Source organism: Portibacter lacus, from assembly GCF_021533215.1.
Lineage (GTDB): Bacteria > Bacteroidota > Bacteroidia > Chitinophagales > Saprospiraceae > Portibacter > Portibacter lacus.
This window is the reverse complement of sequence record NZ_JAJNKA010000003.1, coordinates 211,895-233,512: the sequence shown is the minus strand read 5'-3', so window position 1 is coordinate 233,512 and position 21,618 is coordinate 211,895. Positions and strand designations below refer to the sequence as shown.

Genomic DNA, 21,618 nt, shown 5'->3' with positions numbered 1-21,618 from the left:
TTTCTGAGCACAAAGATACAATTATTTTATTGATATATTTTTATTTGTTTATGACAACTATTAAGCATTAACCTTCTTTATGTCCACTTTTTTAGAAACAATTGAATTCATGTATGAGCAATTGCCTATGTATCAAAGGCAAGGGCAAGCAGCATACAAGAAAGACCTTTCGAATATAATTGCGCTTTGTGATAAATTAGGGAATCCCGAGCTAAGCATTAGAACCATTCATGTTGCTGGAACTAATGGCAAAGGCTCTGTAAGTCATATGATTGCATCCTTACTGCAAGAATATAATTATAAAGTTGGGCTATATACTTCTCCACACTATAAGGATTTCAGAGAAAGGATAAAGATCAATGGTGAACTGGTCTCTAAACTGTATGTTATTGGCTTTATAAAACGGATCAAACCCTACTTAGAGGAAATACAACCTTCCTTTTTTGAAATTACGGTGGCCATGGCATTCGATTACTTTGCTAAGCAAAAAGTGGATTTTGCGATCATAGAGACGGGTGTAGGTGGACGGCTAGATTCAACAAATATCATCACACCTCTTATTTCTATAATTACAAATATCAGTATCGATCATGTCCAAATGTTAGGTGACACACTTCCTAAGATTGCATTCGAGAAAGCGGGAATCATTAAAGAGAAGGTTCCTGTAGTTGTTGGGAAAAGAGCCCCAGAGACAGATGATGTTTTTATAAGAAAAGCTGAAACGTCTAATGCACCTTTATCTTTTGCAGAAGATTACTTAAGCAATTCGGAATTAAATAAGTTTGCCAAGAAACTCACTTATCCTGGCCCTTATCAAAATGAAAACTTGCGAACTGCCTTAACTGGCTTCCGCATTTTAGAAGAACTGGAGATAGTGAAATGGCAGGACAAAAAGGTAGGAAAGGCGTTAAGCAAGTTAAGAGAAAACACCTATTTTATTGGTCGTTGGGAAAAACTTGGAGAACATCCTATAATTATTGCAGATAGTGCGCATAATGAGGGTGGATTAAAAATAGCATTAGAAGAACTGAAGAAATTAAAATTTGAAAACCTACATTTTGTTCTCGGATTTGTAAATGATAAGGAGGTTAGTAAAGTGTTGAAAATGTTTCCGAAGGAAGCTTCCTACTACTTTGCCAAAGCGGATATACCGAGAGGCTTAGCAGTTAATTTACTTTTAGAGCAAGCGACGCAGACTGGTTTGTCTGGAAATGCTTATTCATCTGTAGAAAATGCGCTGAGCGCTGCAAAGGAAGCTGCGTCTCCGAACGACCTTATATATGTAGGAGGAAGTATTTTTGTGGTGGCTGAGATATTACCGTAAGATCTGTATCTTTTCTTGGATTAATCGATCACCATTTTGGAGAAATAAGAAGTAAGTTCCAGCTGGAATATCCAATAAATTTAGCTCCATCTCTAAGTTTCGATTCTGTAATTCGGTAATTTTTTTATTGAAAATCTTCACTCCATCCATTGAAAAAACAGAGACATCTACTTCTTCATCTAAATGTTGGTCTAATATCAAATTAAAGATTGATTCCGGATTGGGATTAGGGAATATATTAAGCGGTTTATTCAGAGGGAAATCTATTGTATTTTCAATAGAATAAAAATACGAATGTTCGCCTGTGTACATTTTTAATCGATACCTATTTTCGCCTATCAGGGGAGAAAGGTCAGTAAAAGTAGAATTTACGGTAGACCCAATGTCCGAAATTTGTCCTGCGTTGTTAATTTTCTGAACTATGATTTTCGAAATTTGCTCTGGTTGCTTTAAAACCCAATTAAGATAAATATCATTCCCGTTACTATAAAACCTCCTCCAATTTACATCCACATATTCACTGCAATTCGGTTCTATGATCACTTCGTCGTGTCCTTCTAGCCCATATTGATCCTTCACATTGAGCGTAATTCTATACCAGAATTTATCTAATTCTCCGCAACCTACAGGCTCTATAGTTGAACTGTATTGATGCAAGTTGACGGGTTCTTCAGAATGATAATGTAAGTTATGGTGAAGATGAATCTGCCAGGTATAATTTAGGTCAATGTTTTCTTCTTCTAAGTCATTAACCATCGCTTTTAAATCCAATCTGTTATACCCATTCACGGCATATTTAGTATTGTGACCAGGTGAAACAATTTTTACTTCTGGAGGGGAGTTGTTTAACGAAATTGCAATGGAATCTGTCGAGCTTGCTCCTAAGGAATCCGTGACGGTTAACAGTGCAATGTACTTCAATGGTCGATCACTACTACTGGTATATGTATGCGTAGGCTCTAATAAACTGCTTTCACTTCCATCGTTGAAATCCCAGTGTACTTTTATCGGGAGTTGATTCGGGTCGTACGATTCAGCAGCGCTAAATTGAACGGTTAATTCACCATTTCCATAAATCGTATCAGCCTTTGCTATTGCAACTGGAGGTGGGTTTCCTCCATAGCAAATACGATGTAACTCACCTGTGGCAATATTGACATAATAAATACAGCCATCGTTTTTATTCAATGTAACATTAACGATACCTTTGACATCAGACCTTAAGTCTATAATCTTTTCTAAGCTATATTCTTGATCTAATTTTATAAATTTGATCCATCCAGAAAAATCGCTTGCAATTAAAGAATGATTTAAAGAATCCGGAAAGTTACCTTCATCATACCAGTCCCCTGGAATAGCTGAATATCCCTCTATTGCTGGACTAATACCTGTACTATCTACCGCAATTTCTATAGCTTTTCCCGTTTCATCAAAACCTGGAATAAAGGTTCTTAATGGTTGATTCCAAGATATATTATTATAATACATAATTGGCCGATGATTCGCAAATGTTGGGATTTCTAGCGGAATAGATAGAGAGTCAACACATGGATTTTTAAATTCATACTGGTCTAAAGCATTTTCTTGTTTAATTAATTCTTCAAACATATAAAATGGCCTTTCGCAATTTCCTTCCTCAAAACTGAGATTAGGAGCGTGCGGATTCTGTGTTTTATAAAAACCGTAAGGCCAAGAATTATGATGTCCTTCATACACTGGCCATCCTAGATTCAAACCTTTCTCATCTATGAGATTGAATTCCTCCCAAAAAGAAGATCCAACATCTCCAACCAACAGTACCCCTGGAACCCCGAGATCCTGATTGTGTCCACCAGTACCTGGAATATGAACGAAATTAAATGGATTTCTAAGTCCAAGTGCCCATATTCTAGATTGTGGAGACCTCGGATTTTCTGCATTGTAGAAAGGATTGCTCGACAACCCATCTCCAGTGTATTTATCTACTCTAATTAACTTCCCGTTCAAGGAATGTAAAGATTGTGCACGATAAGAACCGATTAGCATAGTAGAATCAATAATACCTTTTCGAATAGCTTGCTCTGTATGATAAGTTACACCAGGTTCATTATCTAATCCACTGTCACCACAACCGACAAATAAGGAACCATCATTTCCAAAAGTAAGAGAGCCTATACCATGAAAATCTGCTAAGATTGGAAAACCATCAGTTTTGTCCTTACCTACTAGAATTTTCTTGCTGTTTGATATTACTTGATAAGGATAATTGCTAAGATCTAACGTGAATCGACTAACTCTTCCAATGGTTGCATTCTTTAGGATAGTAGAATCTGGATTATATTCGGCGGTGCCATAATTGTATAAATAGTATGGATCTACAGTATAAGCGAGGTAAATGTAGCCGTTTTCCTTAAAACTAGGATCTAGTCCGAAACCTGTTAAACCATGGTCGCCCCAACTTCCAACTTCCTCGCTGATATCAAGAATTACTGATTTTTCATTGCCATCATTAATAGCATACACTTTTCCAACCTTTTCCCAGAGGTATCCGATGCCATCTTCGTCGAATTCTATTCCCACAGGATTAATAAATCCCACACTAACTTGCTCGTCATAAAAACCCTCGGCAATAGTGTTTTGGCCTATGAGTAGAAAATGTGATAATATGAACCCTAAAATGTAGAGGCTATTCTTTACCATTGCCTTCTTCATTTCGTTTTTTAATTAATGTTTTATTAATAGCGATACTAGCATTAATCTCATAGCCAATTAATAAGATGGTGCAATTGAATTGAATCCAAACCAAAATAATGATCAGCCCACCTATAGTACCGTATATTTTATTGTATGCTCCAAAATTATTAACAAATCCTGCAAAAGCCAAAGAAAGAATAATGGCAAGGATAGTTGCTGCTGTTGCACCAGGACTAAAATATTTAAATCTTTTGATCGTAGGTGCTCCATATCTATAAACGGAACTAACGGAAGCATGGAAGGCAACAAGCACTAATACCCATCGTCCTATATTAAGGAAAATACGTGAAGCTCCGCCGATATGTAATAAATCGAAAACATAGGAAAGGATTACTTTGCCTAACACTACAGTGGTCAGTGAAATCATAAGGAAGAAGCCCAGAAGGATGGTTAGCTTAATAGCTGTCCATTGTCTTTTGAAATAACTTCTTTTTATAAATGTTTCATGGTAACTTTTCTCGAATCCTTTCATCATCGCCGCTACACCATTAGATGTGAAAAATAAGGCAAGGATAAAACCTAAGGTGAAAAGTCCACCTCTAGGTATAGAAACCACGTCAGTAATGATGTGATTAATGTATGTTGCCGCTTCAGTAGGTAAAACTCCAGAAATTGAATTCTGAATCGTTGCCATATAGTCGGCAGTAATCGGAAAAAGAGGAAGCAAAGTGAAAAAGAATATAATCGAAGGGAATAGTGCTAAGAAAAAACTAAAAGCCATAGAATTAGCCCGAGTAGTAATATCATCAGTCTGTGCTTCTTTTAATACAAACCGTGTGATGTCATATACAGGTATTCCCTCGAAGCCGTAGAAACTTGTGTTCTTTGCCCAGTTGAGAATCCTATTAATAATAGGCAACTTCGTTAAATACTTTCTTAAATCAAAATCCTTAAATTTCAAAATATGGTTTTAATTTATCTACGATAATAGAAGGTGTAGAAATTCTTTTACCAGTTAATTTATCCATAAAGAACAATCTTACGATTCCACTGTTCACGAGTTTCTTCTTTTCATTGTAAATGTCCGTTCTAAATATTATTTTTTGTTCAGGTAATTTACTTATCCTGGTCTCTAAAGTTAGGAGTTCGTCGTATAGTGCTGGTCTAACAAACCGAGATTCCATAGAGATCACGGGCATCATAATATGATGCTTTTCTTCCAGCTCAGCATATTTCAAACCTAAATTCCGCATCGCTTCCACTCTACCAACTTCATAATATCGTGCATAGTTCCCATAATAGACATAACCCATTTGGTCCGTGTCGGCATATAGAACTCTTACCGTTGCATGATGAATATACATATCGCTTATTTTCTTGAGATAGGGCAGGTCATACAATGCGAGCCTCCACGTGCTCTGGATAATTCATTCGAAGGAATGTGGATAATTGTCTTTTTTATGGTGTTAGGGTCTACTTTGCCTTCATCTATATCTTTTATCAAGGTTTCAGCTTTTACAATGGAATAACCCGCTTTCTGGAAGGCGAGGTCAGTAACCGTATTTCTATCATAGGCAATTGCAACACCAGGTTTTAATGCGACTAGATTACATCCGTCGGTCCATTGTTCTCTTTCTTGATAAGGACTTCTTCCATCACCAGCAAAGATGAATTTCATATCATTGTTGATCTCCGACTCAAAGAATTTCTTAACGGAAGAATATTCTGAAATGCCACCATTAGATCTATAAACAAGGATATTAGAACTATTTCCATCGTAGATGATTGGTTTATAGGCAACTATTTCGTCCTCACTGATCATGGTGAATAAAGTATCGATGTGCATAAAAGATCGATCATTTGGAATATTAATGACAACAACATTTTTCACTACTTTTTTGTCAAAGAGTGATTGCTTTAAAAGTTGGATTCCATGCATAGAAGTCCTTTCAGAACAGCCGATGAGGATGAAATCTTCATTAATAATCATCACATCACCGCCTTCTAATGAAACTTGCTCTCCAGTTTTAGAAGGAGGGAACAGATCTAGGTCATTTAGATTGATAATTTTGTTTTTATCTCTTAAAGGTTTGAATATTGGGTGACGCCAGAATATAAATCGAGTCAATAGATTTTCCCGGTATCTTGCCGCTTTGAATGCTTTAGTAATAACTACATGATCATTAACCACAACTGCGATGTCTCGAGTGAAAATGAAATTAGGAATAGGATCGAACAGTATATGGTCCTCTTCCTCTAAGTAACCCGTTATAAGTACTTTAGCAAGTTCCTTAGCTGATAAGCTTTCTAGTTTTTCACCAAATTTTCTAGGTAATTCTTCATAATCTTCTACACGGGAAATAATTAGTTTTTTATTCTCTGCTTCATCTTTAATTGTTTCTTCAAGAAGTGTCGTAATTTCCAAAACGTTTTTCGTGCCTAGAAATTTATCGAGGAGCAAAGTTAAGACATCGTGCTCTTCTTGCATTTTCGGCAAGAAGACAATATCGTCGAATAATAGCTCTTCTGCACGCTTAGGACTTACTCTAGAAATACCTGAATCTGGTCTATGAACGATTACCTTTTGTAGAAATCCTATTTCTGATGAAACATTAATACTCATTTCTCTTGTTTTAATAATTGTCAATTTTAAATGTATTCAAAATATGGCTTGAACAAATTGTTATATATTTACTCATATTTGTGAACTATGAGCTCACCTGCAAAGTTATTTATATAATTGAAACAGAAAGCTTATATCAAGTTCTATCTTAATACAACATTATAAATGCCCATGCTCAAAAGGTTAAAATCATTATTCATCATTGAAGAGGAAAATAACACTCCAACTGCCCCAAAGAAAGTTGAAGCGAAGAAAAAACCAATTATTAACGATGTCCCTATTAATAAGAATGCGAAATCATCTGATAAATTTATTACTAATCTTCTTAAAGCCATCGAAAGTAATAACCTGGAAGGTTTCGATTACTTAGAATATAAGCAGTCATTGAAATCACTATCTCAGATGGATATGGATGAAGCAACAAAGTTTAATTCTGCATTTGCAATGGCTAAAACTATGGGAGCGAATAAAAAGATCCTTATTGATTCTGCTAATCATTATTTAAGCATCCTTAAGACGGAAGAGTCTAAATTTAATGATGCTTATGAAAAACAACAGCACAAACAAGTAGGTATTCGCCAAGAAAAGTTAATTTCGATTGAATCTTCTATTAAGAAGAAAGAAGAACAAATAAAAAAGCTTCAAGAAGAAATAAAGAATTCTAAAAAAGAGTTTGAGCTTAAGAAAAATGAAATAAATGAGGCTTCTGCTAAAGTTGCCCAGACAAGAGATGAGTTTATTGCATCTTATAAGAGTGTTTCTGATCAGATAAGTAATGATATAGAAAGAATGAATAAATATTTGACAACATGAGTGAAGAGTACAAAAAGAAATCATTTTGGAAAAGGCCAGAAGGAAAGACAGGAATGTTCTTTCTTATTGCATTATTAGTAGGAGGTGGAATTTTAGCAACCACTTTTTTAAATGCTCTGATAGCTTTTGTTTCAAGTACGGTAGGTTTAGTAGTGACGTTGCTGGTTTTAGGAGCAATCATTTTCACAGCGATAGATCCTAAAGCGAGAGGTCTGGTTAGTTACATGTATAAGAGTGTAATGAGGTGGATTACTGGAATGTTTATTCAGATCGATCCGATAGGCATCCTGAAGAATTATGTTGATGACTTGAAAGATAACTTGAAGAAAATGAATCGTCAAGTGACTCAATTGAGAGGCCAGATGCATAAGTTGAAGGAAATGATCATCAACAACAAGAAGGAGATTGACAATAATCTGAGTTTGGCAAGTGAGGCACGAGATAATAACAACAATGCAGTAATGGTCCTTAAGAGTAGGAAAGCTGGTAGGTTAAAAGAATCTACGATGAGGCTTGAGGACTTGTATAAGAAAATGGAAGTGCTGTATAGAGTTCTTGGGAAAATGTACGAGAATTCTGAAATCATGAAGGAAGATATAGAAGATCAAGTCGAAGTAAAAGAACAAGAGCGAAAAGCAATTTTGGCCAGTAATTCTGCGATGAAGTCTGCAATGAATATCATCAGTGGTAATAAGGACAAGAAGGAAATGTTTGACAGAGCGCTAGAGGCCGTTGCGGATGATGTAAGCCAGAAAGTAGGGGAGATGGAGCAGTTTATGGAAGTATCTCAAAATTTTATGCAATCCTTAGATCTTCAGAATGGTATTTTCGAAGAGGAAGGACTTAAGATGTTGGAGAAATGGGAAAATGACGGAATGTCTATTCTGCTAGGAGATGATAAAGCGAAGTTATTGGTTCAAGCGAACAATGATGAAGATATACTAGATCTAGGAGCGCCTATTTCTAAAGCTAAGCCGGAATTAGCTGATAATAGAAAGAATCAATACGATAACTTCTTTGAATAGGCTGTCAGTATGCCCAACCACCATTTTCTAGATGGTGATTCTTGCACTTAATTATTAGATGCAACAATTTCATTATAGTTTATATACAACTTAAGGTTTATTATACAAGGTAGAATAGTGAGTAAATCGGAATCAGTAAATTAAGAGTTAACGGCCCTTTCCTTTTTATAAATTTGTTTGCCAACAACGAAAAACCTTATGGTTTGAATCATATCCATTTCAAATTCTATATTGTTTGACTTACTTTTGGAAAGTAAACAGATTGTCTAAGTTGCTGTTCTTTAGTACCTTGTGTAAAAATATTATGCTGTTAAGATATCATTAACAAATTACTATGACAGTAAAGCTGTCTTAAATGTAAGTTTTCTTATCTTTAATTAATCAAATCTATTAATGTTTGTGTCTAGGAAACAATTCACAATAGTATTTTCGATGCTTTTTATTTTTGCTTTAGTTGCACCTACTATAGTAGTTATAGCTAGCAATTCTGCAGACATTTCCATTATTTTTTCATTTCCTGAAGAAGAAGAAAATGGTCATGGGAAAAAGTTGAAAGTATATTTCTCATCATTTGGAAACAATTTTGACTTGGATCCTTCTCGTTCAAAGAATAGATTAAATTATTGTAATATTAGATACAGCACACCCTTTCTCATTATTTTTTCTCCTCCGCCAGATTTAGCCATATCATAATTTAAATGTTCTTTCTTATAAAAAGAGCGTAATCAACACATTATTATTAATTGCTCTATCTGGAACTTGGTAGAGCCTAATATTCATTTTGATATGTTTAAAAATTTAAAAAGCGACTTGCCCGCAAGTATCGTTGTATTTTTCGTTGCCCTGCCATTGTGCTTAGGAATAGCACTAGCAAGTGGAGCACCATTATTTTCTGGTTTAATTGCTGGAATTATTGGCGGAATTGTTGTTGGAGGATTAAGTGGTTCTAAAGTCGGAGTCAGCGGTCCAGCGGCTGGTTTAGCTGCGATTGTATTAACTGCTATAGGAAGTTTAGGTGGTTATGAGAATTTTCTAGTTGCAGTTGTTCTAGGTGGTGTAATCCAATTGATATTTGGGTTTTTAAGAGCTGGAGTTATTGGATACTATTTTCCTTCTTCTGTAATTAAAGGTATGCTTACAGGGATTGGAATCATCATTATTCTTAAGCAGATTCCTAACTTTTTTGGTTACGATGAAGAATCGGCTTGGGATCTTGAATTTTTTGAGATTGATGGAGGAAATACCTTCTCTGAGCTCTTTACGATGTTAAGTAATATACATCCTGGAGCAGCATTGATAGGCATTGTCAGCTTGCTACTTTTGATTCTTTGGGATAGGATATTGTCACATAAATCTAAAATATTTAAATTGATTCAAGGGCCGTTCGTAGTGGTTGTACTTGGAATCATATTTTATATTTTGACCCAGGATCATGAAGTTTTTGCAATAGGATCCAATCATATGGTAAGTGTTCCTGTACCTGAAGATTTTAATTCTTTTATTAGTCAATTTAGTTTTCCAAATTTTGCAGCGATTTCTAACCATGAAGTTTGGATAGTTGCTTTTACATTAGCATTAGTAGCCAGTCTAGAAACGTTATTGTGTGTGGAAGCTTCTGATAAAATTGATCCTGATAAAAACGTTACTCCTACAAATAGAGAATTATTAGCACAGGGTACAGGTAATATTATTTCTGGATTGATAGGAGGGCTTCCAATAACTCAAGTAATTGTAAGAAGTTCTGCAAATGTTCAATCGGGAGGTAAATCAAAATTATCCACCATTTTACATGGTTTTCTTTTGTTAATCTCTGTCATTCTTATTCCTAGCTTATTGAATAAAATTCCGTTATCTGTTTTGGCTGCAGTTTTATTACTGGTTGGTTACAAATTAGCAAAACCATCACTTTTTAAGAAAATGTATGATCTAGGCTGGAAGCAATCGATTCCATTTTTTGTTACTGTAATTGGTATTATTTTCACAGATCTCCTTGTAGGAATAGGATTAGGTCTAATGGTAGGAATTGTTGTTATACTTCTAAAAAGCTACCAAAACTCACATTTTCTTAATATTGAGGATAAAAGTAATGGCAAGCATAAAATAAAGATGACTTTAGCAGAGGAAGTAACTTTTATAAATAAAGGTGCTATTCTAAAAGAATTAGATAGTCTGCCAAGAAACACTTTTCTAGAGATTGATCTTATTAAAACAAGGTATCTGGATTATGATATTATTGAAATTTTAGAGGACTTTCTTTATAAAGCTGAAGAAAGAGACATTGATATTAAATTGATTTCTAAAAGAGGCATTGTCGAAAACCCTTCCAGTTTTATTCGATTTTTTAATGAAAAACCAAAATCTAGTTTAAGCTTAAGTTAAAAATTATGAAAAATAAAAAATATAAAATAGCAGTATTTACTGATTTGAAAAAGTCTGCTAGTGAAACCATAAAGAGTACTTTAAAATTAGCCAAAATAATTAATGGCGATATAGAAGTGTTTAATGTAAAAAGTCTAGTGGAAATTATCAAAAGAGATAATCAATTAACCGCTGTAAGATCATTAAAGGATCAGCATATATTGACTAGGCAAAAGTTGATTAAACTTATTGAGCCTATTAATGAAGAAAGTAATATTGATGTGAAATTCAGTTTTGCATTTGGCAATGTAAAGAAGGAGTTAGCATCCTTTATTGATCAGAATCAGCCTGATATTATAGTATTAGGTAAAAGAAGACCTAAGCTCATAAATTTTATAGGTGACAGTATCACCGATTTTGTTTTGCAAAAGCATCCAGGTTTAATAATGATAGCAGATCAGAAAAACACATTGAAAGATAGTAATGAACTTACTTTAGGTCTTTTAAATAGTCGTAAAGAATCTTTTAGCTCTGAGCTTGTGGAAAATTTAATGGAGAAAACAGAAATGCCACTAAGATCTTTTAAAGTCTTGCAGCACGAAGAAGATCTGAGAGAAAGCAACCCATTGAATACAAAGAAAGCCATAGAATACGTATTTGAACAAAATGATCAGGCTGTAAATTCTATATCTAATTATTTGTCAAGAAGTAAAGTGAACTTACTATTTGTGAAGAGAAATGATGCTGAAAAGAATAAGTCTAACGATAACTCTAGAGTCAAAAAGTTGATAGCGAAATCAGATGTATCAATTTTATTTGCTTAATTGATTAGGGTGAGTAAATTTAACTTACTTACCTTTTATTTTATTGAAGAAGAAAAAGCAAGATTTATCCCTAATTTCTCAAGATGAGCAAATTAGGGATATTTTTTTACTAACTAGTCAAATGGCCCTTGATCTTAGTTTCATTGTTAAATAGTGTACCTGATTTTTTACTAAATTGAAGGTCTAAGTTTTCATTAATTGATTCGAGTTTTTTTATACATTTAATTGGAGTTGTATTACCGCTGAAAAAGAAATGATTGGAGATATCAAGTATAAAAAAAAGCATTCATAGGCTTACTTGAGGTAATACGATGAAGTTTTTTCACTCGATGATGTATTATTTCCAGTTTAAATGCGGATATACTAGCAATCCTTAGATCAATATCTTCTCCTACGGCGATTCTCCTGATCATCTAATTTGAAATCCTTCTGAGATAAGCCAGCTGCAAAGCGCCGTAAATTGTAGGTGAAATTCAACATAAAATATCGTTGCAAGACCGTACTCTCCGAAATCTGAATGTAACTTTCGGTAACTCTCCTGTTGATATTGTTGTTTTGATTGAGTAAATCGTAAACACTAATACTGATTTCGCCCCTTTCATTCTTGAATATTTTTTTACCAATACTGCCTCCGATAAGAATGAAAGTGTTTGTGGTACCGCCAGATAAACCATCGATATACTGATGTTTAATATTCGTTTTGAAGGTTATTCCCTGCCACATTATAGCTTTGAAATCGACTTGGCCAGTGTGACTGAAATAATTTCTATTTTCATTTGGCTTCAGCGAGTTATCCACTAAATTATAATTGGGACTCGAAGAAATATTGAAATCTATTCTATCACTGATGTTGCTGGATAGGCTGATTCCAAAATTGAAATTTGTAGAGTTAGTTAAGGCGATTTCATCATTTATTATTCCTGGAAGTTGGCTGTGTCGGATACTAGTTCTAAAATTTACATTCGACTTAATCAATTTAATAGGTTGTCCATAGTTGATAGAAGTTCTTACATTCCAGCTTCCATCTACGTTAACAGGTTTGTTAAGTTGTCCACCTTTAGGCAAGGTAATTTCATCGCTTAGCCTTACTTCTTCTTCTGCAATAAATGTAGAATTGATAATGTCGTTATTCACAATAGAAGCATCTAGTCCTATATATAAGTTCCTTTCTTTTTTAGAGTTTCTTACTTTGTATCGAGCTCTGATCCGATTATTGTATTCTTGATCAAGATTAGTATTTCCTACATATAAACGAAGCGGATTAGAATTATTGATAACTTCCTGCAACTGTCCGATTCCTGGCTCCCTTGTAGATGTGTAATAATTTACTTCAATATTTGAATTTTTGCCAATTTTGTAGTCAAATCTAAAATTGGGAAGTATACTAAAGAAGTTTCTATTTAAGTCAGATTGATAAGGAAAGTACTGCGCATTCATTAAATCAGCTCGCTGAAATTCAAGATGAGTTTGAAACTTGATATTTTTCAATCGGTATAAATAACCGAATTTGGCTTCATTCGTTACGTACTCAGTGTTAAATACATTACTCAACATGGTATCTAGATATCTAAAAGGATCACCATTTGGGTTTTCTCCTTGTAGATCATAATTTAGTTGATCCGAATCATTTTTACGATTTCGAATTTCATATTCAATTTCTATTCTACTATTTTTTCCAAGTGGTTCGGTAAATGATGCACCAAATTCAACATCAAACCCACTTCTTTCTTTGATTATATTTTGGTTGAGATCTTCCGATACTTGAGTGGAGTCCGTATAGAAAATGTTTTCTGCAATTCTATTTCCATCATCATCGTTAGTGTGGTACTCGCTAACAGCCCTAAGACTAATGGTTCTGCCTTTTTTCGAAAACTTATGACTGTAATGTAAATCTGCCTTATAATCATTATCAAAAGTGATTCCGTCAGAAACGTTAGTTGTATAGTTTAGTGGATCTTCTAAAATGGAAGTAGCACCTTGAAATTTCTTGTCGAATGAATTATTCTTAAGGGTTACACGAGGAGTGAAAATGAATTTATTACGATCATTAACCTGATACTCAAGTCTTACATTGAAATTGTGCTCTAGATTGCTAGAGCCTGTGGAGCTAAATTCTTTATAAATTTGATCAGATCTAGATGGAATAGAATATTCTCTATAAACATTACCCACGGATCTATTGTCCGAATTTCCGTACCTATAATTTCCGCTGAACTCTAATTTTTTAAAGAAAGTATTGCTGTATTGAATACCGATATTGTTAGAATTATTTTCTCCATCTTGATTATAATTACCACTTTGTGCTTCGGAATCTACAGTTAGATTTGACAAGTGAATTTTATTAGCATCTGCATTGACCGTCCATCTTTGCTCATCATTGAAAAAATTCACCTTAGAATTTAAACGGTAATTTTCATTTGTTCCGATTCCAGCACTTAACTTTCCAAACTGCCCAACCTTCTTACTAGGTTTAGTAACGATATTTATCGTTTTTAATTCATTACCATCATCAAAACCTGTTAATTCAGCTTTATCACTTTTCTTGTCGTAAATTTCAATGTTCTGTACAATTTCAGCTGGAAGACTCTCCAATGCCGTATTCACATTGCCACCGAAAAATTCCTTTCCGTCGACGAGTACTTTCTGAACTGCTTCACCTTCCGCCTGAACTTGACCATCTATAATAACGATGCCTGGCATTTTCGCGATTAGATCTTTAGTATCTGCATCAGCAAGTGTGGTGAAAGCTGCTGCATTATATGAGATCGTATCACCTCGTTGGGTGCCAGTTACAACTTCTGCTTCCACAACAATCTCGTCCAAGAGTTCAGCAGATTCATACATCTTGAATGTACCTAGATCGATGTCTTTTTCTGCATTAAATGGATGATAGATCGGTTCGAATCCTAAATAATTGATACGCAACAGAAAATCATTGCTTTTTATATTTTTGATGAGGAAATTACCTTCTATATCAGAGACTTCTCCTCTTATCAATAGGGAATCTATGCTTTGAAGTAACGATATGGACGCTCCTATTACAGGTTCATTATTTTCTCCTTCAAGTATTTTTCCAGAAATAGAAATTTTCTGAGCAATAGATACTTGGACAAATAATAAGCTTAGGAAAATGAAAAAGTATTTCATGTGTGTGTTTATTTCACTTTTCTTTAGTACTAAACTAGCCTTATTTATTTTGTAATTAACCTTTTATACAATAATTGTATTTTAAATATTAGTAAAATTATTTACAGTCAAAAATAGATTTGGCAATGCTTTTCGTTTGACAAAAGAAAATATGAAAGGTTTAATTCTGGATTGTGTTTTATTTTAGAAATATTATTTGATTGGGTATGTTAGTACTTCAGTACAAGCGATAGTTACAATTAATATCAATTTAGATACGCTTGACAGAGTGGATTCGATTATTTAACCAAGTCGTCTCGATTTCGATGTATTTCAATTAGTTTAGAAAGATATATTTAATAATGATCTATAACCACGAAAAGTTGAATAGGCAAATGCAAGGAAAAATTTTAATCTATTCATTTTACTTTTTATCTGTCTATACAGGTTTGGAATTCCATGACCTGTTTTAGCCAATGGGGGAGGGAGCAATTTAAAGGAAATATGTAAATGGAACTTCTGAGATATTGCTTCTGAAAGCGCAATTAGAAATAGAAAAGCCTAGTACAGATCAACTATACTAGGCTTTATAAATATTTTTTAATGGACTTTTACCAAGCCATATCGTCTTCGGCTGTTGGCGTTTCGTCACTACTACTATCACTACTTTCGTCGATAGCTGGTTTAGCACTTTCTTCAGATCCACCTTCCGCGTCTTCTTCTGCTATTTTAGCTTCCCACTCTTCTTGTCTTCTTGTGTATTCCTCATAATCATAATCAGGCATTAAATCTGTCTTAATATGATCAATGACTTCATTCAAACTTTGCTGAAACCTATCAAAATCTTCTTTGTAAAGAAAAATCTTATGTCTATCATATCCATCGCCATTATACCGCTTTGTACTTTCTGTTAATGTGATGTAGTAATCCTCACCTTTTGTCTTCCTTACATCAAAAAAATAGGTCCTTCTTTTCCCGGCCTTCACCTTTGATGAATATACACTTTCGAACTTATTCTCGTCCACTTTTCTTCGATTTTAATTGACTAATCTTATTAATACAAATGTAATTAATAATTGAAAATACTCAAATATTTCTTTCAAACATGAATTTTTCCAACTTTTCTATTAAACTTCGTTTTCTTCAAGCTGCTGCTGCTCTAAAATATCGAAATAATATCCTTTTAATTCCACTAGCTCCTTATGCTTGCCGCGTTCTACAATTCGGCCGTTATCTAAAACTAAGATTTGATCAAAATCTAATAAGTTTTGAATACGGTGTGTTATGATTATCGCTGTCTTATCTTGTAATTCATTATTTAGATAAGAAAGTATTTTTTGTTCTGTTTTTGTATCCACAGCAGATAAACAATCATCTAATATAACAATATTCGGTTGTTTTATCAAAGCCCTTGCGATAGATATTCGTTGCTTTTGTCCTCCAGAAAGGGTTACTCCTCGCTCACCTACTAGGGCATCGTATCCATTTGGAAGTTCTAATATCTCTTTGTTAATCGAAGCATATTCCGCATATTTTTGAATCTCTTCGATGTTATGCGATTCTAATCCGAACCCTATATTGTTTTCGATAGTATCGGAAAATAAGAACAGATCTTGAGGCACATAAGCAATCTCTTGCCTAAGAGAATCAACATTTAAAGTTTTTATGTCTTCTCCATCGATTAGTATTTTACCACTTGTCGCATCATACATTCTAAGTATCAATTCGGCAATGGTCGTTTTTCCTGAAGCTGTCTTTCCTATGATCGCAATCTTCTCACCCTTCTTGATTTTTAGGTCAATATTTTCCAGCGCCTTAATACCTGTATCTGGATAGACAAAGTCAACATTTACAAACTCAATGGAATCTTGAAGATTCACGATTTTATCCGAATTGTTAGTGATACTGGGCTCTATATCTAAAAATTCATTGATTCGATGTTGACTTGCTGATGCTTGTTGTATGATCGAAGCGATCCAGCCGATAGAAGTCACTGGCCATGTCAGCATATTCACATAAATCACGAATTCCGCAATATTTCCTGGTGTAATGTTGCCTTTCACAACCTCTAAGCCACCTACATAGATGGTTATGATGGTACTTATACTGATTAATAAAAGCATTAATGGGAAAAACAATGCATTAACTTTAGCTAATTCCAGAGACTTATCCTTATAAACATTAGATTCATATAAGAAGTATTTTCCAAACTTACTTTCTTGAACATAAGATTTTATAATTCTTATTCCGGAATAAACCTCTTGAGAAATACTCGTTAAGAATCCTAATTGCTTCTGGATAACGGCACTTTTATCATGAATGATACTACTCACTATATAAATAGAGATCGATAAAAAAGGCAGGGGAAGTAGCGTGTATAATGATAAGGTTGTGCTGACTCGAAACATAGATACAATCACAATAACAAAAAGCGATACTAGATTAATGCCATAGAGCACAGCAGGTCCTAAATACATTCGAACTTTGGAAACATCCTCCGTAATTCTAGACATCAAATCACCCGTCTTGTTCTTCTTATAAAATGCAGTATCGAGACGCTGGTATTGATTATAGATTAATTTCCTAAGATCATATTCTATAAGTCGCGACATCACAATAATAGTCTGTCTCATGAAATACATGAACACTCCCATAATTGCAGCAAAGATCAATACTAATCCTCCGAATAGCATTAGATTCTGCGTGATGAATGAATAGAAATCTGTCTGGATTTCGAATCCTGAAAAGAGTTTATATTGTTGTATATTTTCAAACACGAAATCTAATGCCTCCCGAATAGTCTGAGGCATTAACACCCTAAAGTAGTTTGACAAGGACACAAAAACGATTCCCAGCAAAAATCTCCACTTATATTTTAGAAAATACTGATTTAGAAAACGAAGTTCTTTCAATTGAAATAATTAAGGTTCAAAGGTAAAATATTTATCACGTTTCATGCTCATTCTGAATTAGAAAAATCTCCAACTAAAATATGGATAGTTAAATAATCATGAGCATAGACTGATCAAAAGATCAAATAAACCGCAATTTACCGAATTGAAATCATTTCCATCTTGCTAGAATTCTAAATACGGACCGATCTTATCGATCCACTCTTTATCTAATACTCTAATTTCTAGTAAATCTTCCACTTTAGTGAAATTTCCATGTTGCTTTCGATAATTGATAATGGTTTTTGCTGTCCGATAACTACAATAAGAATGACCACCTAATTGTTGTTCATTGCAGGTGTTTATATTTATTTTTTTAGCACCTTTTTCAATAACAAAGAAATCTTTATTTTCATTGATCACTGTTTCCTCAACACCATAAACCTCCTTTAATTGTTCATAACTATGAAAACCTCCTATTCGGTCTCTAAATTTGACAATCCTTTCTGATAAGACTGGTCCTATCCCTGAAATCTTTGCAAAGTCATAAGCCGTTGCTTGGTTAATATAGATTGTCGTTAGTTTAGGCTTTTGGAAATTTGATTTATTTTCAAATTTTAAATTAGGTGCAATTTTCTCAATATGCTCTTCCGTCATTCCATAAATTTTTCTTAAGTCATCCTGCTTATAAAATTTTCCTCCAGCATTGGCAAAATTAATCCAAGTATGAGCAACACGTTTTGGAATTCCATTTTGAACCAACAGATCAAGGTTCACATCATTCGGATCGAAAGGTTCCGATGAAATTTCTTTTCGTACAGTTGAATGAGGATTGATTTTTACTTTTTCAGATGGAGGCAATTTAATTGTCTTCTCTACCATCGGAACGGACTCCTGAAATGATTTTTGTTCAACTACAAATTCTTCAGGGTTCTCCGTACTTTCATCTACAATGACCATTTTACTTGTATCGGCAGGCAGTTTTATCACTTCTACTTTTTCGATGATTAACTCTCGGTCATCGTTTTGCGATGTAGCTAATAATGAAAGGTATAATTCATCACAGAAGCTTGAAAATAGTAAGATGAAAAGAATAAGAATGAGTGATTTCCGTTCTCTTTTTCTGATGTGGACAAGTTTTGTTAGCTGATTTTTCATTTGAATTGTTTTAAGTTGAATGATCCGTTTTCTTTTATGGAATAGTATAGTGAGTGGTCCTCTGAATACCTTAATTTTCTGGGAAGTATAACTTGCTTACAAGGAAGTGTTGTTTTTCCTACTAGTGAAGCGTTATTTATGATGCAGATGTCAAAATTAACTTCAACACTTGGCACTTGATTAAGTATAGTTATTGACATCCCATTCCATCTAATTATTTCATCTTGATTTAATTGCACGATTTGGGCATCTTTATTTTCTGGAACTTGATATGATTTATAATGGATGTCTTCTAGGATTCTAATGACATTTTCTTTGTTTTTTAGATCAATAATTAATTTTTTCGGTTCATCATAAATGGTGAATTCACTGATCACTTCTTGATGAATATTTAGTACGGAACTGGCTAGCAATAGCGGCAAGAAACTAGCGCATGCTAAAGTTGTTTTTCTATTTCTCTGGTAGTAGAAGCATAGAAATCCTACGACTGCAACCATCCAGAAAATAACTTGAAGACCATGAATTGAAATTTCTTGGACTAATGCATGAGGTAGATTAGAGAACCAATCAAGTAAGTGCATATATCCAGATACTAAGTATTCTAATACATAGCCGACACATTTAGGAATTAGAATGCTAAATGTTGAAGAAAGCAACATGATAATAGATCCCCACATGATGATGATAATGAAAGGCACTGAAATCATGCTTGTGAACAGTGAATAGGTCGGTAGTTGTTTAAAGTAATAAATAGATAATGGCAATACAAATATCTGAACAGACAGGTTAAGCGACACCAACTGCCATAACTTGATCAGTATCGTGGATTTGAATTCAATGAATTGATAGATTTTCTGATAAAATAATAGAATGCTGGCCATCGCCATGAAGCTTAATTGAAAGGATAGCTGAAATAGAATTTGTGGATCGATGCTAAGCATAACTAATGCTGCAAAAAGTACACTATTCAGTACTTTTATATTTCGATTACTAATTTGCCCGATAACCATTAGTGAAAACATGAAACCAGCTCTGATCGCAGGAATTTGCATGCCACTTAAAAGTATATAAAACCAAATTCCTAAAATGATGAGCATGTTTTTAAGAACACGAGATGGTATTTTTCCTAATATAAATTTAAGAATGATTAATACGATGCCCACATGCATTCCTGAAATGGCAAGTAGGTGAGCAAGTCCATTATTTATAAAAGCATCTTTTGTATCTCGATCTAAGTTTTTCTTTTCACCTATTAAAAGGGTGTTCACAATCTCTGCAGTAATCGTGTGCTCAAATTGACTATTAAAAAAAGCCGATATTTTCGCTCTTTTATCCCGAAGTATCTTTAGAAAAGATGGTGTAGAAGAAATTAAAAGAGGTGATTCTTTTATGTAGGCCTGATGATAGACACTTAAGTGCGAAAGGTAAGTTCCATAATCAAAAGCATCTGGATTCTTAAAGCGCTCTATTTGATAATAATTTGCGGGAATCACATAAGTTTCATATTCCTTTAGATTTATAAGGGAATCGGAATAAATCAATAATTTTCCCATAGTTAGTATTTCAGCAGATTTGCTTTTTACTGTTTTCACCTTTGCGAAATACCTGAATCCTTTCTGCGTCCTTTCTTTTTTATCAATTTTTACAATTAAAGCCTGACCGCTTACTCTAGAAAAATGATTAGGATTTTTAAGGTGATCATTAACCTGGGAAGTAAATATTCCAACGAAGAAGAAAAGGGTAGGGACTAGCAAAGACTTGATCAGCAGTTTGGGGATAATAAAGAAAATTGCAAAAATCCCTGCCAGTCCAAAAGAAAGATGAACGAGTTCAATATGAATAAATCTACTTATGATGATGCCACACACCATTGCGGCAAGTGGAATCAAGAGTGGTATGTGAGATTTAGACATTTGAAATCAATTGGTTTATCTACTAGTGTAAATAATTTCAATTCCGTTACGATTAATTCGGTATTTTTTGTCGTGAGCAATGAATTTATATGCTTGTTTTGCTCGAACTGAAGAGAATCGACTGATTATTAAACATTTAACAGCAATTTTATATGGTAAAACGCTGCCTTTGTGCCAATAATATTTATATTTAGAAAGATTTTTTAAATTTTATAAAGAAACTAACATGAGATATTTAGCTGTAATTGCATGGATTATATTAGGAATCTTATACTATTGGTTATGGAATAACAGCAACTCCTCCTGTTGTGGTGCTAAGGGCATTTCTTCAACAGACAATATTGAATCTACTATCGGAGCGCAAGATGATAAAGTCCTCAGTGCCGCTGAAATCGCAGCAAAAAATAAAGCCGATGAAGAAACTGAGCGACTTAAGGCAGAAAAAATGGCTGCTGACAAGATCCAAGCTGATGAAAAAGCAACTAAAGCGATAGAAGATGCAGCAAAGACCAATGCGGTTACTTCTGTAAAATCTACAGATGCTGCTGGCAAGAATAAATTGACCTTTTACTTTCCTTATAATTCTTCGAATTCTCTTTACTCCAGTGAAACAGAGGCTGACCTAGATGATATCGTGAAATCTATAAAGAGTTCTGGAAAGAAAGTAATTATAAGCGGTCATACGGATGATCGTGGAAATGATGAGTCTAATAAGAACTTAGGAAAATGGAGAGCTGAGGAAGTGAAAAAGAAATTGGTTTCTAAAGGACTGAAAAGCTCACAAATTGTAACTAGAAGTTATGGTGAAGAACAACCTGTAGCTTCAAATGCAACCTCCTCAGGACGCCAGAAAAACAGAAGGGTGGAACTTATTATTGACTAATCAAAAC

The 21,618-nt window shown here is 34.1% G+C and carries 16 protein-coding genes; 7 read left to right on the top strand and 9 right to left on the bottom strand.

The window, feature by feature from the left end:
• Positions 1-79: 79 nt before the first annotated feature.
• Entirely contained in the window at positions 80-1,324 is a 1,245-nt protein-coding gene (locus L2586_RS06055; protein WP_235291902.1) for a bifunctional folylpolyglutamate synthase/dihydrofolate synthase, read from the top strand.
• Here L2586_RS06055 and L2586_RS06050 read toward each other — a convergent pair.
• From L2586_RS06050 to L2586_RS06035, 4 genes are read right to left on the bottom strand one after another with little or no spacing between them, the layout of a single operon-like run.
• On the bottom strand, positions 1,316-4,015 hold the full coding sequence (locus tag L2586_RS06050; protein WP_235291901.1) for a PQQ-dependent sugar dehydrogenase: 2,700 nt from the start codon (positions 4,013-4,015) through the stop codon (positions 1,316-1,318). The two genes, L2586_RS06055 and L2586_RS06050, sit on opposite strands and share 9 nt — an antisense overlap.
• Positions 3,990-4,958: a YihY/virulence factor BrkB family protein gene (locus tag L2586_RS06045; RefSeq protein WP_235291900.1), complete on the bottom strand. Its 969-nt coding sequence runs from the start codon at positions 4,956-4,958 to the stop codon at positions 3,990-3,992. The genes L2586_RS06050 and L2586_RS06045 overlap by 26 nt, the downstream gene beginning before the upstream one ends.
• Positions 4,948-5,361 (bottom strand): acyl-CoA thioesterase, encoded by a 414-nt coding sequence (locus L2586_RS06040; protein ID WP_235291899.1) that lies wholly within the window; start codon positions 5,359-5,361, stop codon positions 4,948-4,950. The genes L2586_RS06045 and L2586_RS06040 overlap by 11 nt, the downstream gene beginning before the upstream one ends.
• Positions 5,362-5,366: 5 nt before the next feature.
• Positions 5,367-6,620 carry an arginine deiminase family protein gene (locus tag L2586_RS06035; RefSeq protein WP_235291898.1) on the bottom strand — a complete coding sequence of 418 codons (1,254 nt, stop codon included), beginning with the start codon at positions 6,618-6,620 and terminating at the stop codon, positions 5,367-5,369.
• A gap of 165 nt (positions 6,621-6,785) precedes the next feature.
• On the opposite strand from L2586_RS06035, the gene L2586_RS06030 reads away from it, so the two are divergent.
• The 5 genes from L2586_RS06030 to L2586_RS06010 all read left to right on the top strand — a co-directional run bounded on the left by L2586_RS06030 (position 6,786) and on the right by L2586_RS06010 (position 11,640).
• Positions 6,786-7,433: a hypothetical protein gene (locus L2586_RS06030; protein WP_235291897.1), complete on the top strand. Its 648-nt coding sequence runs from the start codon at positions 6,786-6,788 to the stop codon at positions 7,431-7,433.
• Entirely contained in the window at positions 7,430-8,458 is a 1,029-nt protein-coding gene (locus L2586_RS06025; RefSeq protein ID WP_235291896.1) for a hypothetical protein, read from the top strand. The genes L2586_RS06030 and L2586_RS06025 overlap by 4 nt, the downstream gene beginning before the upstream one ends.
• A 432-nt stretch (positions 8,459-8,890) precedes the next feature.
• Positions 8,891-9,151 (top strand): hypothetical protein, encoded by a 261-nt coding sequence (locus tag L2586_RS06020; protein ID WP_235291895.1) that lies wholly within the window; start codon positions 8,891-8,893, stop codon positions 9,149-9,151.
• 93 nt (positions 9,152-9,244) lie between these two features.
• Positions 9,245-10,837: a SulP family inorganic anion transporter gene (locus L2586_RS06015; RefSeq protein WP_235291894.1), complete on the top strand. Its 1,593-nt coding sequence runs from the start codon at positions 9,245-9,247 to the stop codon at positions 10,835-10,837.
• Between the two features lie 5 nt (positions 10,838-10,842).
• Entirely contained in the window at positions 10,843-11,640 is a 798-nt protein-coding gene (locus L2586_RS06010) for a universal stress protein (RefSeq protein ID WP_235291893.1), read from the top strand.
• A gap of 378 nt (positions 11,641-12,018) precedes the next feature.
• Here L2586_RS06010 and L2586_RS06005 read toward each other — a convergent pair whose 3' ends face one another.
• The 5 genes from L2586_RS06005 to L2586_RS05985 form a co-directional block, all read right to left on the bottom strand.
• Positions 12,019-14,787, bottom strand: a complete 2,769-nt coding sequence (locus L2586_RS06005) for an outer membrane beta-barrel protein (protein WP_235291892.1) — start codon at positions 14,785-14,787, stop codon at positions 12,019-12,021.
• Between the two features lie 590 nt (positions 14,788-15,377).
• Entirely contained in the window at positions 15,378-15,791 is a 414-nt protein-coding gene (locus L2586_RS06000; RefSeq protein ID WP_235291891.1) for a DUF3276 family protein, read from the bottom strand.
• Positions 15,792-15,893: 102 nt separating this feature from the next.
• On the bottom strand, positions 15,894-17,678 hold the full coding sequence (locus L2586_RS05995; RefSeq protein WP_235291890.1) for an ABC transporter ATP-binding protein: 1,785 nt from the start codon (positions 17,676-17,678) through the stop codon (positions 15,894-15,896).
• 165 nt (positions 17,679-17,843) lie between these two features.
• Positions 17,844-18,815, bottom strand: coding sequence for a helix-hairpin-helix domain-containing protein (locus L2586_RS05990; protein WP_235291889.1), 972 nt, complete (start codon positions 18,813-18,815; stop codon positions 17,844-17,846).
• The gene (locus tag L2586_RS05985; protein ID WP_235291888.1) at positions 18,812-20,728 is read right to left on the bottom strand and encodes a ComEC/Rec2 family competence protein; all 1,917 of its coding nucleotides are present in this window, start codon (positions 20,726-20,728) and stop codon (positions 18,812-18,814) included. Before L2586_RS05985 ends, L2586_RS05990 begins: the two co-directional genes overlap by 4 nt.
• A gap of 226 nt (positions 20,729-20,954) precedes the next feature.
• On the opposite strand from L2586_RS05985, the gene L2586_RS05980 reads away from it, so the two are divergent.
• A complete protein-coding gene (locus tag L2586_RS05980) occupies positions 20,955-21,611 on the top strand; it encodes an OmpA family protein (RefSeq protein WP_235291887.1) in 657 nt (218 codons plus the stop codon).
• The last annotated feature ends 7 nt before the right edge of the window (positions 21,612-21,618 follow it).

Coding starts and splice junctions, on each gene's coding strand:
- L2586_RS06055 (WP_235291902.1), top strand. CDS start 80: ATGTCCACTTTTTTAGAAACAATTGAATTCATGTATGAGCAATTGCCT.
- L2586_RS06050 (WP_235291901.1), bottom strand. CDS start 4,015: ATGAAGAAGGCAATGGTAAAGAATAGCCTCTACATTTTAGGGTTCATA.
- L2586_RS06040 (WP_235291899.1), bottom strand. CDS start 5,361: ATGTATATTCATCATGCAACGGTAAGAGTTCTATATGCCGACACGGAC.
- L2586_RS06035 (WP_235291898.1), bottom strand. CDS start 6,620: ATGAGTATTAATGTTTCATCAGAAATAGGATTTCTACAAAAGGTAATC.
- L2586_RS06030 (WP_235291897.1), top strand. CDS start 6,786: ATGCCCATGCTCAAAAGGTTAAAATCATTATTCATCATTGAAGAGGAA.
- L2586_RS06025 (WP_235291896.1), top strand. CDS start 7,430: ATGAGTGAAGAGTACAAAAAGAAATCATTTTGGAAAAGGCCAGAAGGA.
- L2586_RS06020 (WP_235291895.1), top strand. CDS start 8,891: ATGCTTTTTATTTTTGCTTTAGTTGCACCTACTATAGTAGTTATAGCT.
- L2586_RS06015 (WP_235291894.1), top strand. CDS start 9,245: ATGTTTAAAAATTTAAAAAGCGACTTGCCCGCAAGTATCGTTGTATTT.
- L2586_RS06010 (WP_235291893.1), top strand. CDS start 10,843: ATGAAAAATAAAAAATATAAAATAGCAGTATTTACTGATTTGAAAAAG.
- L2586_RS06005 (WP_235291892.1), bottom strand. CDS start 14,787: ATGAAATACTTTTTCATTTTCCTAAGCTTATTATTTGTCCAAGTATCT.
- L2586_RS05990 (WP_235291889.1), bottom strand. CDS start 18,815: ATGAAAAATCAGCTAACAAAACTTGTCCACATCAGAAAAAGAGAACGG.
- L2586_RS05985 (WP_235291888.1), bottom strand. CDS start 20,728: ATGTCTAAATCTCACATACCACTCTTGATTCCACTTGCCGCAATGGTG.
- L2586_RS05980 (WP_235291887.1), top strand. CDS start 20,955: ATGAGATATTTAGCTGTAATTGCATGGATTATATTAGGAATCTTATAC.